Genomic DNA, 19,706 nt, shown 5'->3' on the forward strand with positions numbered 1-19,706 from the left:
ACGCGTACAAATAATGCGTACGAGAATTCTGGAGGAGCAGTGGACGAGAAAGGTCTGAACCGGGGGCGAGTGCTCCTCACGGTGGCCTTGGCGCAGTTCACGGTCACGATGGTGATGTCGATCGTGAACGTGGCGCTCCCCGCCATCCGCACGGGCCTCGGGTTCGAGCCGGACCAGCTCTCGTGGGTCATCAACGCCTACTCGCTGGTCTTCGGAGGCCTCCTGTTACTGGGCGGCCGGGCCGCCGACCTGTACGGACAGCGCCGGCTGCTGGTCCTGGGCGCCCTGGTGTTCGCCGCGGCCTCGCTCGGCGGCACGCTGGCGCAGAACGCCACGGAGCTGATCGCCGCGCGGGTGGTGCAGGGGCTCGGCGCCGCCGCCCTGGCGCCCGCCGCCCTCGCGGTGCTCACCACCACGCAGCGCGTGGGCAGGGAACGCACCAGGGCACTGGGCGTGTACGCCGCGGTCTCGGCCGTCGGCGGCGCGATCGGCGTGCTCGCCGGCGGGCTGCTCACCGAGTACGGCGGCTGGCGCTGGGTCATGTTCGTCAACGTGCCGCTCGCCCTGGCGGTCGCCTGGCTGGCGATGCGGTACGTGCCCTCCGGCGCCGCCGCCGGAGGGCGCCGGCTCGACGTCCTCGGGGGTGTCCTCGGCACCGCGGGCATCGGACTTCTCGTCCTCGGCATCGTCCGCACCAACCAGCACGCCTGGACCTCGACCACCACCCTCGCCACCCTCGCCGGCGCGGCCGTCCTGCTCGGCGCGTTCGCGGTCGTCGAGACCCGGACGTCGACGACGGACCCGCTGGTCCGCTTCTCCCTCCTGGCCCGGCGCGGCATCGGCGGCGCCAACCTCTTCCTGCTGCTGGTGTGCGCGGGACAGTTCGCGGGGTTCTACTTCGTCTCGCTCCACCTTCAGCAGGTGCTCGTACTGTCCCCGGTCGCCACCGGCGCCGCCTTCCTCCCCTTCTGCGCGGGCATGATCGCCGGCAGCGCGCTCTCCACCCGGCTGCTCGCCACGCTGGGGGCCAAGACCCTGCTCGTGCCGGGCGCCCTGGTGGCGGCGGCCGGCTTCGGCTGGTTCGGCCTGATCAGCCCCTCGGGCACCTTCCTGACCGACATCCTCGGTCCCTCCCTGGTCGCCGGCTTCGGCATCGGCGTGTGCTTCGTCCCGCCGACCAGCACGGCCACCGAGGGACTCCCGCCGCACGAGGCCGGCATGGCCTCGGCCCTGCTCAACAGCGCCCGGCAGATCGGTGGCGCGCTCGGCCTCGCCGTACTCGTCACCGTCCAGGTCCAGCACACCGAAAGCGCCCTGCGGGCGGGCGACTCGCCCCAGGAGGCGATGACCAGCGGGTTCGGGCTGGGGCTCGGCCTGGCCGGAGCGATCCTGGTCGTGGCCGCGCTCGTGGCCTCCGTCGTCCTGCCCCCGCGCACGCGCGCCGCCACGACGGACCGCGCGGCCGACACGGCCGGCGCCCCCGCCACGGAGGTGCCGCGGTGACCACCACAGCCGACACCACACCCGACTCCACGGCAGACACCGCCGCCTCCACCGCCGACCCCGCGGCCGACACCGCCGGGTCGGACAGGGCCCCCGCCGGGTGGGCGCTCACCGGGCTGCTGAAGCCGCACCGGATCGGCCTGGCCGCCGTCCTCGTCCTGCAGACCGTCAGCGCCCTCGGCGGCCTCGTCCCCATGATCGCCGTCGTGGAGCTGGGACGCGCCCTGCTACGACAGGGCCCGGTCGACGAGGACCACGTGTGGGCCGCCGTCGCCCTCGGCGCCGCCGGCCTCCTCGTCCGGGTCCTCTTCGGCGCCCTCGCCTCGGGCATCGGCCACCTCATCGACGGCGAACTCCAGTTCTCCGTAAGGCGGCTGCTCGCCGAACACCTGGGCCGGGTCCCTCTCGGCTGGTACGCGCGGCGCAGCTCCGGCGAGCTGAACCAGGTCGTCCAGGGCGACGTGGCCGATCTGCACCCGCTCACCGCCCACACCCCCGGCGAGATCGCCTCCGCGGTCGCCGTGCCCACGGCCTGCCTGGTCTACCTGTTGCTCGTCGACTGGCGCCTCACCCTGGTCACACTGGTCCCCGTCCTGCTCGGCCTGGCCCTGAACCTCATGCTCATGTCTGACGGCCGACGCCGCGACCAACTCGCCCTGGACGGCGCCATGGGCCGGATCGCCGGTTCCGCCGTCGAGTTCGTCGAAGGCATCTCGGTGGTGAAGGCCTTCGGCGCCTCCGGCCGGGCCCACCGCGCCTTCCTCAAGGCGGCGGACGACTTCGCCGACTACTTCCTGGCCTGGGTGCGCGGCGTGGCGGCCCTCGGCGCACTGGCCTCGCTCGTGCTGTCCCCGCCGTTCGTCCTGGTCGTCGTCCTCACCGGCGGAGCGGCGCTGATCACCACCGACGCCATGCCGCCCGCCGACCTGCTGCCCTTCCTGCTGCTGGGGCTCGCCCTCACCGCACCGGTCGCCGCTCTCGGGCACGGCCTGGACGACGTACAGGCGGCGCGACGGGCGGCCGACCGCATCCAGGGCCTCCTGCGGGTGCCACCGCTGCCCGAGCCCGCCCGGCCGGTGACACCGAGCGGCCACCGCGTGGAACTGCGCGACGTCGCCTTCTCCTACGAACCGGGGCACGAGGTCCTGCGCGGCATCGACCTCGTCCTCGAACCGGGCACCGTCACCGCCCTGGTGGGCCCCTCCGGAGGAGGCAAGTCCACCCTGGCGCAACTGCTGCCGCGGTTCTTCGACCCGACCCGCGGAACGGTGTCGCTCGGCGGCGTGGACCTGCGCGAGGTGGCCCCGCAGGACCTGTACCGCCTGGTCTCCTTCGTCCTGCAGGACGTACGGCTGCTGCGCGCCGGCGTGGCCGACAACATCGCCCTCGCGGTGCCGCGGGCCGGCCGCGAGGACGTCGTCCGGGCGGCCCGGCTCGCCCGCATCCACGACCGGATCCTCGAACTGCCCCGCGGCTACGACTCCGTGATCGGGGAGGACGCCGACTTCTCCGGGGGCGAGGCCCAGCGGATCTCCATCGCCCGCGCCCTGCTCGCCGACGCCCCGGTGCTGGTGCTCGACGAGGCCACCGCCTTCGCCGACCCCCGCACCGAGCAGGACGTGCGACGAGCACTGAACACCCTCCGGGAGAACCGCACCCAACTGGTCATCGCCCACCGCCTGGAGACCGTCGCCGAGGCCGACACGGTCGTCGTGCTGGAGGACGGGGTCGTCTCGGAGAGCGGAGCCCCCGCCGAACTCCTCGCCACGGACGGCCGCTTCGCGGCCATGTGGGAGGCCCAGCAGACCTGGCCCGACAACCCGCCGCAGGACCCGGGAACCGTCACGAAAGGAGGCGGGTACCGGTGATCCGTCTGATGCTGCGCGTCCTCGGTGACGAGCACGCCCGCCCACTGCGCCGCACCCTCACCCTGATGACCGCGACCGCCGTCGCCGAGGGCCTGTCCTACGCCCTGCTCGTCCCGCTCCTCGGCGCCCTCCTCGGCAGCGACCCCGGCGCCGCGTGGCCCTGGCTCGGCGCCTTCGCGGCCGCCGCGGCCTGCTGCGCCGTCCTGCGCTACCGCGCCGACGTCTCCGGCTTCCGCGCCGGCGCCACCCTCTCCCGGGGCCTGCACCACCGCCTCGGCGACCACCTGGCCCGGCTCCCCCTGGGCTGGTTCACCCCGCGCCGCGTCGGGGACGTGAGCGTCCTCGCCGGCCGCAGCGTCCTGCAGGCGATGTCCGTCCCGGCCCACCGCCTCCAGCCGCTCATCGGTGCCACCGTGACACCCCTCACCGTGGTCGCCGTGCTGCTCTGCTACGACTGGCGCCTCGGCCTCGCCGCCCTGGCGGCCGCACCCGTCGTCGCGGCGACGTTGACCTGGACCGGCCGGGCGACAGCCACCCAGGACGCCGAGCGGGCACGCCGCGGCGACGAGGCCGCCGGACGCGTCATCGAGTACGTGCGCGCCCAGCCGGTCCTGCGCCTGGGCGGCCGCACCACCGACCGGTTCAGGCTGCTGGACGAGGCGCTCGACGGACAGCGCCGCGCGGTGCGCCGTTCCGCGCTGTCGGCGCTGCCCGGTGTGCTGGGCCTGTCCTTCACCGTGCAGGCCGTCTTCACCGGGCTCCTGGTACTGGGCACCTGGCTCGCCCTGGGCGGCCGGATCGCACCGGCCGAGGTGCTCGCGCTGCTCGTACTGGCCGCCCGCTGTGTGGACCCGCTGCTGTCGCTCTCCGACCTGAGCGGCCAGATGCGGGCCTCGCGCGGCGAACTGGAGCGGCTCGACGCCGTACTGCGGGAACGACCCCTGCCGGAACCGGCCTCTCCGGTCCGCCCGGAACACACCGGCCTCTCCCTCGACTCGGTGGTCCTGCACCGCGGTGGCCGCGCGGTCCTCGACGGCGTCTGCCTGACCGTGCCCGAGGGCGGGCGCCTGGCCGTCGTCGGCCCCTCGGGCGCCGGAAAGACCACGCTGCTGCAACTCCTCGCCCGCTTCCATGACGTCGACGCGGGCGTCGTACGCTTCGGCGGCGTCGACGTGCGCGAGATCGCCGCCGAGGATCTCATGGCCCGCGTCTCCATCGTCTTCCAGGACGTCTACCTCTTCGACGCCACCATCGAGGAGAACGTACGGCTCGGCCGTCCCGGAGCCACCGCCGAGGACCTGCGGGCCGCCGCGGCCGCCGCCCGCCTGGACGAAATCGTGGCCCGGCTCCCGGACGGCTGGGCGACCCGGGTGGGCGAGGGCGGCGCCGTGCTCTCCGGCGGCGAACGCCAGCGCGTGTCCATCGCACGGGCCCTGCTCAAGGACGCCCCGGTCGTGCTCCTCGACGAGGCCACCTCCGGGCTCGACCCGCACAACGAGCGTGCCGTGCAGGACGGCCTCGACCGCCTGCTGACGGGCCGGACCGTGGTCGTCGTCGCCCATCGACTGCACACCGTCCGGCAGGCGGACCGCATCGCCTTCCTGGACGGCGGACGTATCGTCGAACAGGGCACCCACGACGAGCTGTTGCGCAAGAACGGCCGCTACGCCCAGTTCTGGCAGGCCTCGGCGGCCCCGGTAACGAGTGAGTGAGGCAGACATGTCCACCCGACCCCCGATGTCCGTCCGGGCCGCGACAGCGGTCCGGCGCCCGGTGCCCCGCGTGTGCGCCAGAGCCCGCGTGCTGTGCTTCCCGCACGCCGGCGGCTCCGCCGGCCACTACCGCGGCTGGGCCGCTGACGCCCCCTGGGACGTCGAGTTCGCCGTGATCCAGTACCCGGGCCGCGAGGACCGCTACGAGGAGGAGGCCCCCACCGACATGGCGGCCCTGGCCGGCGCGATCACCGGCGAACTCCTCTCCGAGTACCAGGAACCGGCCCACCTGCCCACGGTGCTGTTCGGACACAGCATGGGTGCCGCCGTGGCCTACGAGGTCGCCCGCGGGCTCGCGGCCGCCGACCGGGCCCCCGCCGCCCTGGTGGTGTCCGGCCGCCCCGCTCCGGCCCTGTCGCGGCCCGGCACCGTACACCTGGGCAGCGACGAGGACCTGGTGGCCGACCTGCGCCGGCTCGGCGGCACCGAAGACGCCGCCCTGGACAACCGGTCCCTGATGTCGGCCGTCCTGCCCACCATCCGCCGCGACTACCGGCTCATCGAGACCTACCGGGCCCTGCCCGGTGTCCCGCTGCGCGCACCCGTCACCGTCCTGTACGGCGACCGGGACCCGGAGGTCGACGAACGGGAGGCCGCGGCGTGGCGCGAGGCCACGCAAGGCCCCTGCGCCGTGCACGCCTTCCCGGGGGACCACTTCTTCCTGGAGCCCCACCGCCGGCAGGTGCTCGACCACATCGTGGCCCGCGCCCGCGAGGCCGCGGCCCGAGCGCCCGGGAGCCGACCCAGCATGCCGTGACCGCCACGAGAGGACCCAGGGGGCGCCCGCCGACCGCGGCGGGGCCCCACCGATCCAGCGAACCCATGGGGGACCCTGATGAGCGCAGACTTCGTGAGCCCGCCCGCCGCGGTGACCCGGCGCTACCGGGAGCTCGGCTACTGGACCGACGAGACCCTCGGCGCGTGGCCGTCCGGGACGCCCGGCCGCGCGGCCCGGACCGCCCTGATCGCCCCGGACCGGGACATGACCTTCGCCGAGCTCGACCTGGCCGCCGACCGGATGGCCGCCGGCCTGCGCGCACACGGCCTGCGGGCCGGTGAGCACGTGGTCGTACAACTGCCCAACACCGCCGAGTTCGTGGTGCTGTCCCTGGCGTTGTTCCGACTGGGCGCCCGGCCGGTGTTCGCGCTCCCGGCGCACCGGGAGGCGGAGATCACCCACCTGGTGGACACCGCGCGCGCCACGCTCTACATCTGCCCGCCCGAATCCCTGGACCCCGAGTACGGACGGCTCGCCAAGGAGGTCGCGGCCCGCTGCCCCTCCCTGCGGGACGTCCTGGTCGCGGGCGCCTGCGCCTCCTTCCCGTCCCTGCACCACATGGACGCGGAGCCGCAGGAGCTACCGGCGCCCGATCCCCTCGACGTGGCGCTGTTCCTGCTGTCCGGCGGCACCACCGGCCGGCCCAAGCTGATACCGCGCACCCACGCCGACTACACGTACCAGCTGCGGGAGAGCGCGCGGCTGTGCGGCTTCGGCCCGGACAGCCGGTACCTGGCGGTGCTGCCCGCGGCCCACAACTTCGCACTGGCCTGCCCCGGCGTGCTCGGCACGCTTCGCCTCGGCGGAGCGGCCGTCCTGGCTCCGGCCCCGACCCCGGAGGTGTGCTTCCCGCTCATCGAGCGGACCGGCGCGACGGCCACCTCCCTCGTACCGCCCCTGCTGAAGCTGTGGCTGGACGCGGCGGAGTGGAACGACCGCGACCTCTCCTCCCTGAGGCTGCTGCAAGTGGGCGGCGCCAAACTCGACGCCGGCACGGCGCGCCGGGTGCCCGCCGCACTCGCCTGCACGCTCCAGCAGGTCTACGGAATGGCCGAAGGCCTCCTCAACTACACCCGCCCCGACGACCCCCGGGACGTGGTGTTCCGTACGCAGGGGCGCCCGCTGTCGCCGGCCGACGAGATCCTGGTGCTGCGCGAGGACGGCAGCCGTGCCGGCCCGGGGGAGCCCGGCGAGCTGCTCACCCGGGGCCCCTACACCTTGCGCGGCTATTACCGGGCGCCCGAGCACAACCGGGCCCGTTTCACCGAGGACGGCTACTACCTGACCGGCGATCTGGTGACCCGCTCGGCCGACGGGAACCTGGAAGTGGTGGGCCGGGTCAGCGACGTGGTCAACCGGGGCGGCGAGAAGGTGCCCGCGCTGGAGCTGGAGGAGCACCTGGGCGCCGACCCCCGCATCGCGGCCGCCGCGGTCGTCGCGCTGCCCCACGAGCTGATGGGCGAGTGCACCTGCGCCTGCGTCGTGCCCGCGGACGCCGGTGACCCGCCCACGCTCCACACGGTGCGGGCCTCCCTGAAGGCGCGCGGCATGGCCGCCTACAAGCTGCCCGACCGCCTGGTGGTGCGATCCGCACTGCCGCTGACGGCCGTCGGTAAGGTCGACAAGAAGACGCTGCGCGAAGAGGTGCTCGCCGGCTGATCCCCGCACGCCCGCGGCCCGTCGCGACATCCTCGCGACCGGCCGCGGACCTGTGCGGCGTACGGGTCAGGCGCGGGCGATCAGCCCGTTGACCACCGCTTCGAGACCCTGGCGGTGGGTGTCGCGGGCGGTCAGCGCGGCCCACCGGTCGGCCAGGGAGGCGAGCCGGGGGTAGGCCTCGGGGGACAGGGACGCGAACGCCCGGTCCCGGTGCGAGGGCTGGTCGCGCTCGACCCGTCGGCGCTCGCGGCTCACCCGGATCATCAGTTCGCCCACGGTGTAGTACCAGACGGTGCGGTACGCGTCGACGGCCTGCTCGGGAGTGAGTCCGCACGCGACGGCGGCGTCCACCATCACCTCCACGATCCACAGCGCGGAGATGGCCATGAGGTCGTCCGAGGCGAGCACCTCGACGATCCACGGGCAGTCGGCGAGCACGGCGTGCAGCAGCAAACCCGCGGCGATCATCCGCTCACGCGGGTCCTCCGGCAGCTCGGGGCGCCGGATGCTCTGCGCGTGCGCCTCCAGCAGGAGCAGCAACAGCTCGTCCTTGTCGCGCACGTGGTGGTAGAGCGCCATGGGGGTGCTGTCGAGCTCCTTCGCCAGCCGGCGCATCGTCAGGCTGTCGGCGCCTTCCTCCGCGAGCAGGCGCTGGGCACCCGAGATGATCGCCTGTTGCGACAGCCGGGGCGGACGACCGGTTCTGCCGGTGCGCGTGGTTCGGGGCTGCATCCGTCTCAATTCCTTCACGGCTGGGTGAGCGAGCCTGCGGCTGTCACCGAGGGGCACGGCAGGTGGGGGTGATCCAAGGTGATCCGGTGGTCGGGAGAGCCCCGGTCCCGCAGGCCGGACGGTGGTCCCGCTCGGTGCGGGAGACGGCGCCGGACCGTGGGAGACCGGATCGGGCGGCGGACGGGGATACGTCGCCGGCCGCCGCGATGTCCGTGACCCGGTGGGGTGCTCGAACGGGTCGGCGAATGTGGAGATTTGCCCCATCGAAAACCTGGGCGACACCCTAGCACCAGCAGGTTCCGGCCACCCGTGGCCCCGCTCCCGGTGCGGCGCCGGCCGACGGCCGGGGACCGCGCCGCGCGGGGCGCTCACAGGGCGGAGATCTCACCGAGCAGGTCGTCCAGGCCCAGCGAGCCCTGCGACAGCGCCGCCATGTGCCAGGCCTTGAGGTCGAAGTCCGCTCCGTGGCGCCTGCGGGCCGCCTCCCGGCCCGTCAGCCAGACCCGCTCGCCGAGTTTGTAGCCGATGGCCTGGCCCGCCATCCCCTGGTAGCGGACGATCTCGCTCTCGACGTAGTCGGCCGGGCGGCTGCTGTGCCGGGCGAGGAACTCCTGGGCCAGTGCGGGCGTCCAGCGCTCGCCCGGACGGAAGGGGGAGTCCGCCGGGATCGCCAGCCCCAGGTGCATGCCGATGTCGACGACGACCCGCACGGCGCGGAGCATCTGCGCGTCCAGATAGCCCAGCCGCCGTTCGGCGGTCGTCAGGAAGCCCAGTTCGTCCATGAGGCGCTCGGCGTACAGCGCCCAGCCCTCGGCGTTGGCGTGCACGATGCCGACGGTGGTCTGGTAGCGGGAGAGGCTGCCGGAGACGTGCGCCCACTGGGCCAGCTGGAGGTGGTGGCCGGGCACTCCCTCGTGGTACCAGGTGGTGACCAGGTCGTAGACCGGGAAGCGGGTCTGACCCATCGTCGGCAGCCAGGTGCGCCCCGGCCGGGAGAAGTCCAGCGACGGCTCGGTGTAGTACGGGGCCGCGGCGCTGCCCGCGGGGGCGATGCGCGACTCCACCCGGCGTACCCGTTCGGCCAGTTCGAAGTGGGTGCCGTGCAGCGCGGCCACGGCCTCGTCCATCAGCGACTGGAGCCACCGCCGGGTCTCCTCGACCCCTTCGACGGCCTCGCCGTGCAGGTCGCACCAGGCCAGCGCCTCCCAGGGGGTGCGCGCGCCCGGCAGCACCGCGGCGGCCTCGGTCCGCATCTCGGCGAGCAGCCGGTGGAACTCGGACCAGCCGTAGGCGTAGGCCTCGTCCAGGTCGAGGTCGGTGCCGTTGTAGTAGCGGGCGAGGAGGGCGTAGCGCTCCCGGCCGACGACGTCCGGTGCGCCCTCGACGGCTGGGGCGTAGTCGTCCCGGAGCCAGTCGCGCAGCTCCACGAGGGCGCCGGTGGCCGCGGTGGCGGCCGCGCTGAGCTCGCCGCGCAGCCGCTCGGGGCCGGGGTCGGTGAACTCCGTGAACCAGCCGCGGTCCGTACCGATCCACTCGGCCAACTGACCTATTACGGTGGCCACTTGACGAGGACCCGCGGGTAGTTTCCGGCTGAGTCCGGTGTCCAGGGAGGCCCGGTAGCCCGCGAGCGCCTGCGGTACGGCGCGCAGCCGGCGGGCGACGGCGGCCCAGTCCTCGTCGGTGTCGGTGGGGGTGATCGTGAAGACCTCGCGGACCTCGTGCAGCGGTGAGCTGAGGTTGCTGACCCTGCGCAGCTCCTCGCCCGCCTCGTGCACGGCCAGTTCGGCGGTGAGCCGCTCGCGCAGCAGCCGGGCGCAACGCCGCTCGACGACGCTGTCCGCGCCCGGTTCTGCCTCGGCCGCGTCGAGCCGGCCCAGGGTCGTGCGGGCGAGATGGGCCACCGCCTCCCGGCCGGCGGGAGAGAAGTCGGGCAGCCGGTCGGAGCTCTCGGCCACGCCGAGGAAGGTGCCGGTGATCGGGTCCAGTTCGACGAGGGCGTCGACGTGGTCGTCGGCGATCCGGCGCGGCAGCCGGCCGCCGTCGTGCGCAGTGGAGTCGGGCATCTGAATCCATCCTCGTGCGGATGTGTCCGCCGGGTCACCGTCCGCCTGCTGGGGCGATCGGGTCCTGTGTGGATGACAACCGGCGAAGCCGTGAGTATAGTTATCTTACGCGTACACCTTACAGGTACAGAAACTCGGGGGAGTGGATGTCTCACGCATTGCTGACCAGGCGCGACACGGGTGAACCGTCGATGGTGCCGGTCGGTCCTCCAGCGGACGTCCACCACGACCGGCGACGGCCGGGGCTGTCATCCCCCGTCGGCCCCTGCCGTCGCTCTTCCCTTCCGGTCATGTGGATTCTGTAATTCCTGCCCCGTGTGCACCGGGGGAGATCATTCCGATGGAAGCATGGCGTTGACGGTCCGCCCGCTCCTCGTGGTCCGAGGGCGGGGGACCCGTGATTCCCGCAGCGCGCAGGCGGGGCGCGATCCGCTCGCTTCCTGAATTCCACACGCCGTGTTCCGCATTCCGTGTTTTCCCGTACGACTCGCTCCATCTGCCATGGATGTCCTGCCAGGGCGGGGGCTGCGGTCACCGGCGAGCTCAGCGCTGCCCGGTCGGACGTGGCGTCGCCCTCCAGTCGGAGGAATCGAGATGAAGACTCACTACCGCTCTGCCGTGATGGAATCCGCACGGGAACCCTTGGACATCGCCGTCGGCCTCGCCGCCGCCGGCCTGTCCGGCACGTCCGTGGTCCACGAGGCGCCGGGCGAATGGTCCATAGCCCTCGGCGTGGCCGCGGAGGTGATCGTCGATGCCCACAGCGTCCGATGTACGAGCCTCGGAGTCACCCACGAGCAGGAGTGGTTCGGAGAACCGCTGACCGCGGTGCAGAAGTGTCTTTCCGAACTGCCCATCAGCGATTGGACCGCCTACGGCTGGTGCGCCTTCGAACTCTCCCACGCCATCGCCGGAATGATGCTGGAGGAGGGGACGCTGCTCCACCTCGTCGTCCCCGAGACGGAGGTCCGGCTGACCGGCTCCCGGATCTACCTGCGCAGCCTCGCGTCCGCCGGGTTGGCCGCCGTGGAGGACGCGCTGGCCCGGATCGCGGCGGACCCCCCGCCGGCCGGGTTACTGCCCGTCCGGGTGGACCTGGAAAGCGGTGCGGAAACGTATCGCCAACACGTGGCCTCACTCGTTGACGAGATCCGCGCCGGGAAGTTGCAGAAGGCCATCCTCTCGCGTGAGGTCCCCGTCGGGACCGAGATCGACTTCGCGGCCAGCTACCGCAAGGGCCGCCTGGAGAACAACCCCGCCCGTTCCTTCCTCCTGGACATGGCGGGACTGCGCTGCTTCGGATTCAGCCCCGAGACCGTCGTCGAGGTCTCCTCGGACCGCCGGGTGGCCAGCCAGCCGCTGGCCGGTACGCGCGCCCTGACCGGCGATCCGGACCTCGACCACAAGCTCCGCGAGGAACTCCTCTCGGATCCCAAGGAATTGCACGAGCACGCCATTTCCGTGAAGGTCGCGGTCGACGAACTGATCGGCCCGTGCAAGCCGGACTCGGTCGTCGTCGAGGAGTACATGTCCATCAAGGAACGCGGCTCGGTGCAGCACCTCGCCTCCAGAGTGGTGGGGCAGATGCCCCTGGAGGCCGGCCCCTGGGACGCCTTCGCCGCGGTCTTCCCGGCCGTCACGGCGTCCGGAGTACCCAAGCGCGCCGCCTACCAGGCCATACAGCGCCACGAGCAGAGTCGTCGCGGCCCGTACGCGGGCGCCGTGCTGAAGGTCGCCGAAGACGGCACCATGGACGCCGCCCTGGTGCTGCGCAGCGTCTACGCGCAGGGCGGCCGCACCTGGCTGCGGGCCGGCGCCGGCATCGTCGGACACTCCCACCCGGACCGCGAGCTGGAGGAGACCAGGGAGAAGCTGCGGTCCGTGGCCACGTCGCTGCTGGCGCAGCCGAACACCGCCGGTCCGCACGCATGACCGGGGCAGAGCGACACCGGCCATCGACCGCCCCTTCCCGGAGGTAACGACACCGTGCTGACAGCGGGGGAATCACTGTCCATCCAACTGCTGGGGCCCATACGGGCCTGGAAGAACGGGAAGGAGGTCGTGCTCGGCCCGCCCAAGCAGCGCGCCGTCCTCGCACTGCTGGCCAGCCGGGCCGGTGACGTCGTGGGCATCGAGCACATCATCGACGCCGTCTGGGGGAGCGACGTCCCGCAGACCGCCGCCAACGGCGTCCACACCTACGTGGCCGGGCTGCGCCGCGTGCTGGAACCCGACCGCGGCCGGCGCGGCACCAGCTCCGTGCTCGCCTCCGCGGCAGGCGGCTACTGCCTGCGCGTCAGCCCCGAGGCGACGGACCTGGCACGCTTCGCACAGCGCCACGCGCAGGCGCGCCGGGCCGGGACGGACGGCGACACCGAAGGGGCCCTCGCGCTGTACCGGGAAGCCCTGGCGCTGTGGCACGGAGAGGCCTTCGCGGGCATCCCCGGACCGTTCGCGGCCGTGGAGCGGACCCGGCTGCAGGATCTGAGGATGACGGCCACCGAGGAATGGGCCTCGGACATGCTGAAGGCGGGACGCCACGGAGAGGTCGTCGCAGACCTGTCGGCGGCCGTCGCCGAGGAGCCCCTGCGGGAGAAGTTGCGCTGGCTGCTGATGCTCGCCCTGTACCGCTGCGACCGGCAGGCCCACGCCCTCGCCGTGTACACCGAGACCCGGCGGCTGCTCAACCGGGAACTGGGCATCGAACCCGGCGCGGAGCTGAGCAACCTGCATCAGGACATTCTGGCCGGCCGCGCGGTCACCGCCTGCCGCGACCGGTCACCGGCCCCCGCCCCGGCGTCGGCCGCGGACTCACCGGACGGCGCCGCGCCGCACATGCCGCGTCCCGCCCAACTGCCGCCACTGGCGCGGGGGTTCGTCGGGCGTACGGCGGAACTGGACGAACTGGAGCGGTTGCTCGCCGAGGACGAGGTGCGTTCCGGCGCCGGCACGGCGGTGGCCGTGGTGGACGGCCCGGCCGGCATGGGCAAGACGGCGGTCGCCCTGCGGCTGGCGCACCGGCTCGCCGACCGCTTCCCGGACGGCCAGCTGTTCGTCGACCTCGGCGGCACCGGGGCCCAGGGCGAGCCTCTGACGGCGTCCGATGCCCTCGCCCAGCTCCTGCGCAGCCTCGGCGTCGACGACGCGCGCATCCCCGCCGACCTGGCGGGGCGCGTCAGCCTCTACCGCAGCATGCTGCACGGGCAGCGGATGCTGGTGGTGCTCGACGACGCGCTCGGCACCGACCAGGTCCGCCCACTGATCCCGCGGGGGGCGTCCTCGGTGATCGTCACCAGCCGTCAGAGGCTCACCGGCCTCGCGATCCGCGACGGGGCCCACCAGGTGCGGGTCGGACCGCTGTCCCAGAGCGATTCGGCGGAGCTGCTCACCTACCTGGGCGGCAACCGGCTGCGGGTGGAGAGAACGGTGATCACGCGCCTGGCGCGCGTCTGCGGAGGGTTGCCCCTGGCCCTGCGCAGCGCCGTCGAGGGGCTGATCGAGGCGCGGGACGTCCCGCCGGCCGCCGTGGTGGAACGCTACGCCGAGGAGCGCGGGTTGTTGGAGCGCCTCGCGGCGCAGGGCGACGAGGACGCGGACCTGCGTGCCGTGTTCGAAGCCTCGTACCGGGCGCTGCCCGCGGAGGCGGCTCGGATGTTCCGCTGCCTGGGCCCGCACTCCACCGGCCTGATCAGCGTGCAGCAGGCCGCGACCCTGGCGGGCACGAGCCGGACGACGGCCCGCCGCCTGCTCGACCTGCTCGTCAACGGCCACCTGATGGAACGGGCCTCCCTGCACTACTACCGCTTCCACGGCCTGGTCGGTGTGTACGCGGCCGAGCGCGCCGAGCGCGAACCGAAGACCGACCGGGACCTGATCCTCATGGGACTGCTCGGCCGGGGGCGGGACTTCGTCCCACGCCGGACGACGGCACTGGAGGAGCACCGCAACCCGCACGCCACCGTGAACTGACGGCGACGCCGAGGGGCCCCGGCGCCGGCGGGCGTCAGGGCCGTGACGGTGCTGCGCGAGCCGGCCCAGCCGGAGCACGGCGGCGTCGGCCGAGCCGACGTCGGCGTCGCTCCCGTTGGCGAGTGTGCGGCCGATGTGGCGAGCGATGCGTGCCCCGCTGCGCTCGCGACGGTGCAGGCGTTGCGACAGGCCCTTGCACGCCTCGTCGGTCGCCCGGGGGCGCCGGGTCGGCGACGACCAGCAGGATCTGCTCGACCGGGTGCCCCTGGGGTTCGGCGCCCCCCACCGCCTGAGCGCAGGCCGTACGGAGCCGGGTCCGGTCGGGCCCCGGCGCCGTACGGCGTGGCTGCCGGTGGTTCAGCCGCCCTCGACGACGCCGAGGTCGAGCCGAGCCAGGCGCTCGGGGTCCGTGAGGATGTCGAGCGCGGTGATCCGGCCGTCCCGGATGGTGAACGCCATGACCGACAACGCCCGGCCCTCCGCCATCGCGACCACCCCGGGAACCCCGTTGACCAGCGCCGCGTGCGCGGCCTGCGCGAACCGGGCGAAGGTGATCGCCTGGGAGGCGACCTCGGCCGCGCCGCGCCGCAGCAGCGTGGGGCGCAGCGTGCCACCGTCGGAGCGGGCCACCACATCCGGGTCGAGGACCGCGACGAGGGCGTCGAAGTCCCCACCGCGCGAGGCGGCGAGGAAGGCGTCGACGATTGCCCGCAGGCGGGTACGGTCGGGGTCCGGAGCGGGCGCCGCGCCCTGCACGCGGCGGCGGGCCCGGCTCGCGAGCTGCCGGGTCGTGGCGGCGGAACGCCCGAGCACCGGGGCGATCTCCTCGAAGGGCACGGCGAACAGATCGTGGAGGACGAACGACAGGCGCTCCGCGGGGGCGAGAGTGTCCAGGACGACCATCAGAGCGATGCCGACCGAGTCGGCCAGCAGGATCTCCTGCTCGGGATCGAGCCCGTCCGCCCGGCTGACGATCGGGTCGGGAATGCGGACCAGCCCGTCCTGGTCGTGCAGCGGATCCTCGCGCCGCGTGCCGCGCGAGCGCAGCATGTCCAGACACACCCGCCCGACCACGGTGGTCAGCCAGCCGCCCAGGTTCTCCACCGAGGCCGCTTCGGAGCGGTTCAGCTTGAGCCAGGCCTCCTGTACGGCGTCCTCCGCCTCGCTGAGCGAGCCCAGCATCCGGTAGGCCACCGCCCGTAGGTGCGAGCGGTGTTCCTCGAAGCGCTGCGCCAGAACTTCCTTCTCGCTCACCCGTCACATCCCCGTGTTCCGATCCGTCAGTGCCGAGTCGGACGATAACCGACCGTGCAACGGACGTCGCCGGTATGAGAGTTGGGGAGCCGGAGCTGCCTCTTCCGTCGCAGCGGTCACGCCTACGCCCTGGCGCAGGCGGCCGAAGGCGGCCGCCCCGCCTCATCGGGGCGCTGTCACCGGGTACCCGGCGCGGCCACGAGGAATTCGCGCAGGTCGATGACCTCGTAGCCGTCGGCCACGGCGGCGTCGACGATCAGGGGAAGGGCTTCGGCGTCGAGGACGACGCCCGCGCCGTTGCTGCCGACGTGCATCTGGATGATCGCCCCAGGGGCGAAGGCGGTGACCGCCCGTTCGACGGCCTTGTCCACGGTCATGCCGCCCTGCGGGCCGAGGTAGCCGTTCGTGTCGGTGCTGAACTCGATCGCCGCGTAACCCAGGTCGTTGACGTCGGCGATGGCGTCCGGGGTCGTGGAGCTGTAGGGGAAACGGAAGAACGGCAGGGGCTCGGTCCCGGCGGCCGTCCGGATGGCCTCGTCGGCGGCGCGTACCTCTTCCGCCCGCTCGGCCGTGCTCAGGTCGTCGAAGTAGGGGTGACTGTAGGAGTGGTTGCCGAGGCCGTGCCCCGCGTCGGCGATGGAGCGCACCGCCGCGGGCCGGGCCTCGGCGAACTCACCGGTCGGGAAGAAGGTGGCGGGCAGCTTTCGCCGGCGCAGCTCGGCCAGCACCGTGTCGATCCCGTCGACGTCCCAGGCGGCGTTGAAGGTGAGGGCCAGCACCTTGCGGGAGGTGGGCAGTCGGCGGATCTCGTCGCCCAGCAGCGAAGCGGGCGGGCGAGGACCCGCGGCGGCGGTGGCGCGTGCGGTGCGCGCCGACGCGGGCGCGGCCGCGGCGGGGGAGGAGGGCGCGAACCCGGCGAGCCCCGCCGCCCCGGCGCACAGCAGGCCCGCCAGCGCGCGGCGTCGTTCCACATCCACCACGGTCACTCCCCACGGTCAGGGCCGTCGACTCCGGCCTGCCCCCGACTATGCGTCGGCGCGGGCCGCGGCACCCGCAGCCGTGCCGGGGCACCCGGGTGATCTCCCCCAGGCCCCGCCCAGGACCGATCCGCCCAGGACCGATCCGGGCGGGACGGCCTAGGCCGGGCGCTGTCGCAGGTGCGTCGTCAGATGGTGTTGCAGGGGCTGTCCCACGGCGGCCATGTCGTGGACCACCGTCATCTCGCCGTTCTCGACCGTGTAGTGCCGCCGCGTGCCCGTGACCTCCTTGGCCAGCGGGGTCAGCGCCACGTCCTTGGTCTCGATCTCGACCTCGGCACCCGAGACCCGCCCGACGTACGTCTCCACGATGCCGGTGGGGTGGGCGAGCACGACCTCCAGCCCGGCGTCGGGAGTCACGCGCCACCACCCGGCCTCACGACCCGCCGGCCGCACCGGCGCCCCGGACGCGTCGATGAGCCAGGCGCGTGCCTCGTAGCGCAGGAAGGGGCGGCCGTCGTGGCTGAAGGTGATCTCCTGCTCGTAGCGGAAGTCCTTCTCGATGGTCGGGTACTCGCCCTGCCCCCGGCCGTGCCAACGTCCCAGCAGGTGCAGGACGGGCCGCAGCAGCGGGTGCGGTTCGGGGCCCTCCCCGAGGACGTGACTGTCGGGGTAGGGATTTTCCTGCACCGGCTCGAACATGTTCACCTTGTCTGTCTACGAGTACCGCCGAACCCCGCAGCTTAGCGGCAGGGGCACGCCCGCCCCGCCCCCGACGGACGGGGGCGGGGCGGGCGTTCACCCCGCGGTCACCGGGCCGGCAGGGCCGCCGCGACCGAGGCCGGAACCGGTGCGAGACCCGCCGGCCGGGTGGTGAAGGTGCCCCGGCCCTGTGTCCGGCCGCGCAGCCGGGACGCGTAGCCGAAGAGCTCGGCCAGCGGCACGGCCGCCGTGATCACCGCGGTCCCCGCCTCGGTCGTGGAAGCGGAGACCCGGCCGCGGCGGGCGGCGAGATCACCCAGAACGCCACCGACACCGTCCTGCGGAACCGTCACCGTGACCTCGACGAGCGGTTCCAGGAGCTCCATCGTGCTCAGCCGCAGGGCCTCGCGCAGCCCGAACCGCCCCGCCGCGCGGAACGCCATCTCCGAGGAGTCCTTGGAGTGGGTCGCCCCGTCGGCGAGCGTGACCCGCAGCCCCGTCACCGGGAACCCGCCGAGCGGGCCCTCGGCGAGCGCGTCCCGGCAGCCGGCCTCCACGGCGCGCGCGTACTCCTGCGGTACGCGTCCGCCGACGACCGTCGACCGGAACTCGAAGCACGGCTCCTCCAGCGGCTCGACGTCGAGGACGACGTGCGCGAACTGTCCCGCGCCACCGTCCTGTTTGACATGCCGGTGGACGAGGCCGCTGACCCCGCGCACGACGGTCTCCCGGTAGGAGACCTGGGGCCGGCCGACGACGACCTCCACCCCGTGGCCGCTGCGGATCTTCTCCACCGCCACCTCCAGGTGCAGCTCGCCCATCCCCGACAGCACGGTCTGGCCGCTCTCCGCGTCGGACCGCACCACCAGCGACGGGTCCTCCTCGGCGAGCCGGGCCAGCGCCGCCGAGAGCCGGCCCGTGTCCGTGCTTCGACGGGCCTCGACGGCGACCGACACCACAGGTTCGGCCACCGACGGCGGTTCCAGGACCAGCGCCGCTCCTGGCGCGCACAGGGTCGTGCCCGCCCGGGCGGTCTTCAGCCCGATCACCGCGACGATGTCACCGGCCACCGCCTCCTCCCGCTCCTCGTGCCGGTCGGCCTGGACCCGCAGGATCCGGCCGACCCGCTCCGTACGGCCCGTGGCAGCGTCCAGTACGGTCGCGCCCTTGCGCAGGGTGCCCGCGTAGACCCGTAGGTAGGTGAGCCGTCCGGTCGCCGTCGCCGTCACCTTGAAGGCGAGCGCCGTGAACGGCTCCGCCGGGTCGGGGGCGCGCTCCTCCTCCACACCGTCACCCACCAGCCCCCGTACCGGAGGCATGTCGGCGGGCGACGGCAGGTAGGCGAGGACCGCGTCCAGCAGCGGCTCGATCCCACGGTTGCGGTACGCAGATCCGCACAGCACCACGACACCGTCCCCACGCAGCGTCAGCTCCCGCAGGGCGCGCACCAGGGTGCGCTCCGTCAGGGCCGAGGCCGAGCAGAACTCCTCCAGGGCGTCGGCGTGCAGCTCGGCCACCGTCTCCTCCAGGAGGCGGCGGTGCCGCGCCGCTTCCTCCCGCAGGGGCTCGGGGACCGGGCCCACCTGGTAGCCGTCGCTGTCGGCCCGCCAGTGCAGCGCGCGCATCGCCAGGAGGTCGACGACGCCGGAGAACGAGTCCTCCACGCCGATGGGCAGCTGCACCACCAGGGGTACGACGCCCAGGCGCCGGCGGATCGACGCGACGGCGGTGTCGAGGTCGGCGCCCGCCCGGTCGAGCTTGTTGACGAACGCGATCCGCGGCACACCGTGCCGGTCGGCCTGGCGCCACACCGTCTCGCTCTGCGGCTCGACTCCGGCGACGGCGTCGAACACCGCGACGGCCCCGTCCAGCACCCGCAGGGATCGCTCGACCTCGTCGGAGAAGTCGACGTGCCCCGGGGTGTCGATCAGGTTGACGCGATGGCCGCCCCAGGCGCAGCTCACGGCGGCGGCGAAGATGGTGATGCCGCGATCGCGTTCCTGGGCGTCGTAGTCGGTGACGGTGGTGCCGTGATGGACCTCGCCCCGCTTGTGGATGGCACCGGTCGCGAACAGGATCCGTTCGGTGAGGGTGGTCTTGCCGGCGTCGACGTGGGCGAGGATGCCCAGGTTGCGGACGGCGGTGGGGGAAGAGGTGGGGAGGGTCTGCCTGTTGGCGCGCATGGCCCGAGGCCTTTCGAGTGTGCTGAGGAAGAGGGCGGCGCGATTCCCGGAGCCTGCTCCGGTCCCTGTCCTGGTCCCCGGCCCGGCCGGCAGCCGGCGTGGGCGGCGCGGGGCGGAGCGGCGTCGCCGTCCGGTCCGGAAGGACTCCGGGCGGGAGGACGTACGCGCTGACACGCTGACGCGCCGACACGCTCACGGGCGTGCGGAAGGCGGGAGGGGGCGGACGGAACCCTAGAAGGGGGTCAC

The 19,706-nt window shown here is 73.5% G+C and carries 13 protein-coding genes; 7 read left to right on the top strand and 6 right to left on the bottom strand.

Annotated features, from left to right (window positions below; genetic code table 11):
• Positions 1 to 39 precede the first annotated feature (39 nt).
• The 5 genes from ACWG52_RS36525 (at position 40) to ACWG52_RS36545 (ending at position 7,580) form a co-directional block, all read left to right on the top strand.
• Positions 40 to 1,503, top strand: a complete 1,464-nt coding sequence (locus tag ACWG52_RS36525) for an MFS transporter (protein WP_390137438.1) — start codon at positions 40 to 42, stop codon at positions 1,501 to 1,503.
• Positions 1,500 to 3,371 carry an ABC transporter ATP-binding protein gene (locus ACWG52_RS36530; RefSeq protein WP_390167297.1) on the top strand — a complete coding sequence of 624 codons (1,872 nt, stop codon included), beginning with the start codon at positions 1,500 to 1,502 and terminating at the stop codon, positions 3,369 to 3,371. The genes ACWG52_RS36525 and ACWG52_RS36530 overlap by 4 nt, the downstream gene beginning before the upstream one ends.
• A complete protein-coding gene (locus ACWG52_RS36535) occupies positions 3,368 to 5,083 on the top strand; it encodes an ABC transporter ATP-binding protein (RefSeq protein WP_389806667.1) in 1,716 nt (571 codons plus the stop codon). Before ACWG52_RS36530 ends, ACWG52_RS36535 begins: the two co-directional genes overlap by 4 nt.
• A gap of 7 nt (positions 5,084 to 5,090) precedes the next feature.
• Entirely contained in the window at positions 5,091 to 5,900 is an 810-nt protein-coding gene (locus ACWG52_RS36540) for a thioesterase II family protein (protein WP_453127140.1), read from the top strand.
• Between the two features lie 78 nt (positions 5,901 to 5,978).
• Positions 5,979 to 7,580 carry a (2,3-dihydroxybenzoyl)adenylate synthase gene (locus tag ACWG52_RS36545; protein ID WP_389806664.1) on the top strand — a complete coding sequence of 534 codons (1,602 nt, stop codon included), beginning with the start codon at positions 5,979 to 5,981 and terminating at the stop codon, positions 7,578 to 7,580.
• Positions 7,581 to 7,646: 66 nt separating this feature from the next.
• Here the strand turns inward: ACWG52_RS36545 and ACWG52_RS36550 are convergent, their stop codons facing one another.
• The gene (locus ACWG52_RS36550) at positions 7,647 to 8,312 is read right to left on the bottom strand and encodes a TetR/AcrR family transcriptional regulator (RefSeq protein ID WP_389806662.1); all 666 of its coding nucleotides are present in this window, start codon (positions 8,310 to 8,312) and stop codon (positions 7,647 to 7,649) included.
• A 368-nt stretch (positions 8,313 to 8,680) separates the two neighbouring features.
• On the bottom strand, positions 8,681 to 10,375 hold the full coding sequence (locus tag ACWG52_RS36555) for a DUF885 domain-containing protein (protein ID WP_389806660.1): 1,695 nt from the start codon (positions 10,373 to 10,375) through the stop codon (positions 8,681 to 8,683).
• Between the two features lie 594 nt (positions 10,376 to 10,969).
• On the opposite strand from ACWG52_RS36555, the gene ACWG52_RS36560 reads away from it, so the two are divergent.
• Entirely contained in the window at positions 10,970 to 12,307 is a 1,338-nt protein-coding gene (locus ACWG52_RS36560; protein ID WP_453127143.1) for a salicylate synthase, read from the top strand.
• A 54-nt stretch (positions 12,308 to 12,361) separates the two neighbouring features.
• Positions 12,362 to 14,344, top strand: coding sequence for an AfsR/SARP family transcriptional regulator (locus ACWG52_RS36565; RefSeq protein ID WP_389806656.1), 1,983 nt, complete (start codon positions 12,362 to 12,364; stop codon positions 14,342 to 14,344).
• Between the two features lie 357 nt (positions 14,345 to 14,701).
• On the opposite strand, the gene ACWG52_RS36570 is transcribed toward ACWG52_RS36565, so the two are convergent.
• From ACWG52_RS36570 to fusA, 4 genes are all read right to left on the bottom strand, one after another.
• The gene (locus tag ACWG52_RS36570) at positions 14,702 to 15,598 is read right to left on the bottom strand and encodes a sigma-70 family RNA polymerase sigma factor (protein ID WP_389806654.1); all 897 of its coding nucleotides are present in this window, start codon (positions 15,596 to 15,598) and stop codon (positions 14,702 to 14,704) included.
• 176 nt (positions 15,599 to 15,774) lie between these two features.
• Positions 15,775 to 16,569, bottom strand: coding sequence for a polysaccharide deacetylase family protein (locus tag ACWG52_RS36575; protein WP_389806652.1), 795 nt, complete (start codon positions 16,567 to 16,569; stop codon positions 15,775 to 15,777).
• 165 nt (positions 16,570 to 16,734) lie between these two features.
• On the bottom strand, positions 16,735 to 17,277 hold the full coding sequence (locus ACWG52_RS36580) for an FABP family protein (protein ID WP_389806898.1): 543 nt from the start codon (positions 17,275 to 17,277) through the stop codon (positions 16,735 to 16,737).
• 107 nt (positions 17,278 to 17,384) lie between these two features.
• Complete coding sequence (gene fusA / locus ACWG52_RS36585; protein WP_390167303.1) at positions 17,385 to 19,460, bottom strand: elongation factor G; 2,076 nt, start codon at positions 19,458 to 19,460, stop codon at positions 17,385 to 17,387.
• Positions 19,461 to 19,706 lie beyond the last annotated feature (246 nt).

Source organism: Streptomyces sp. CLCI03 (assembly GCF_053615355.1).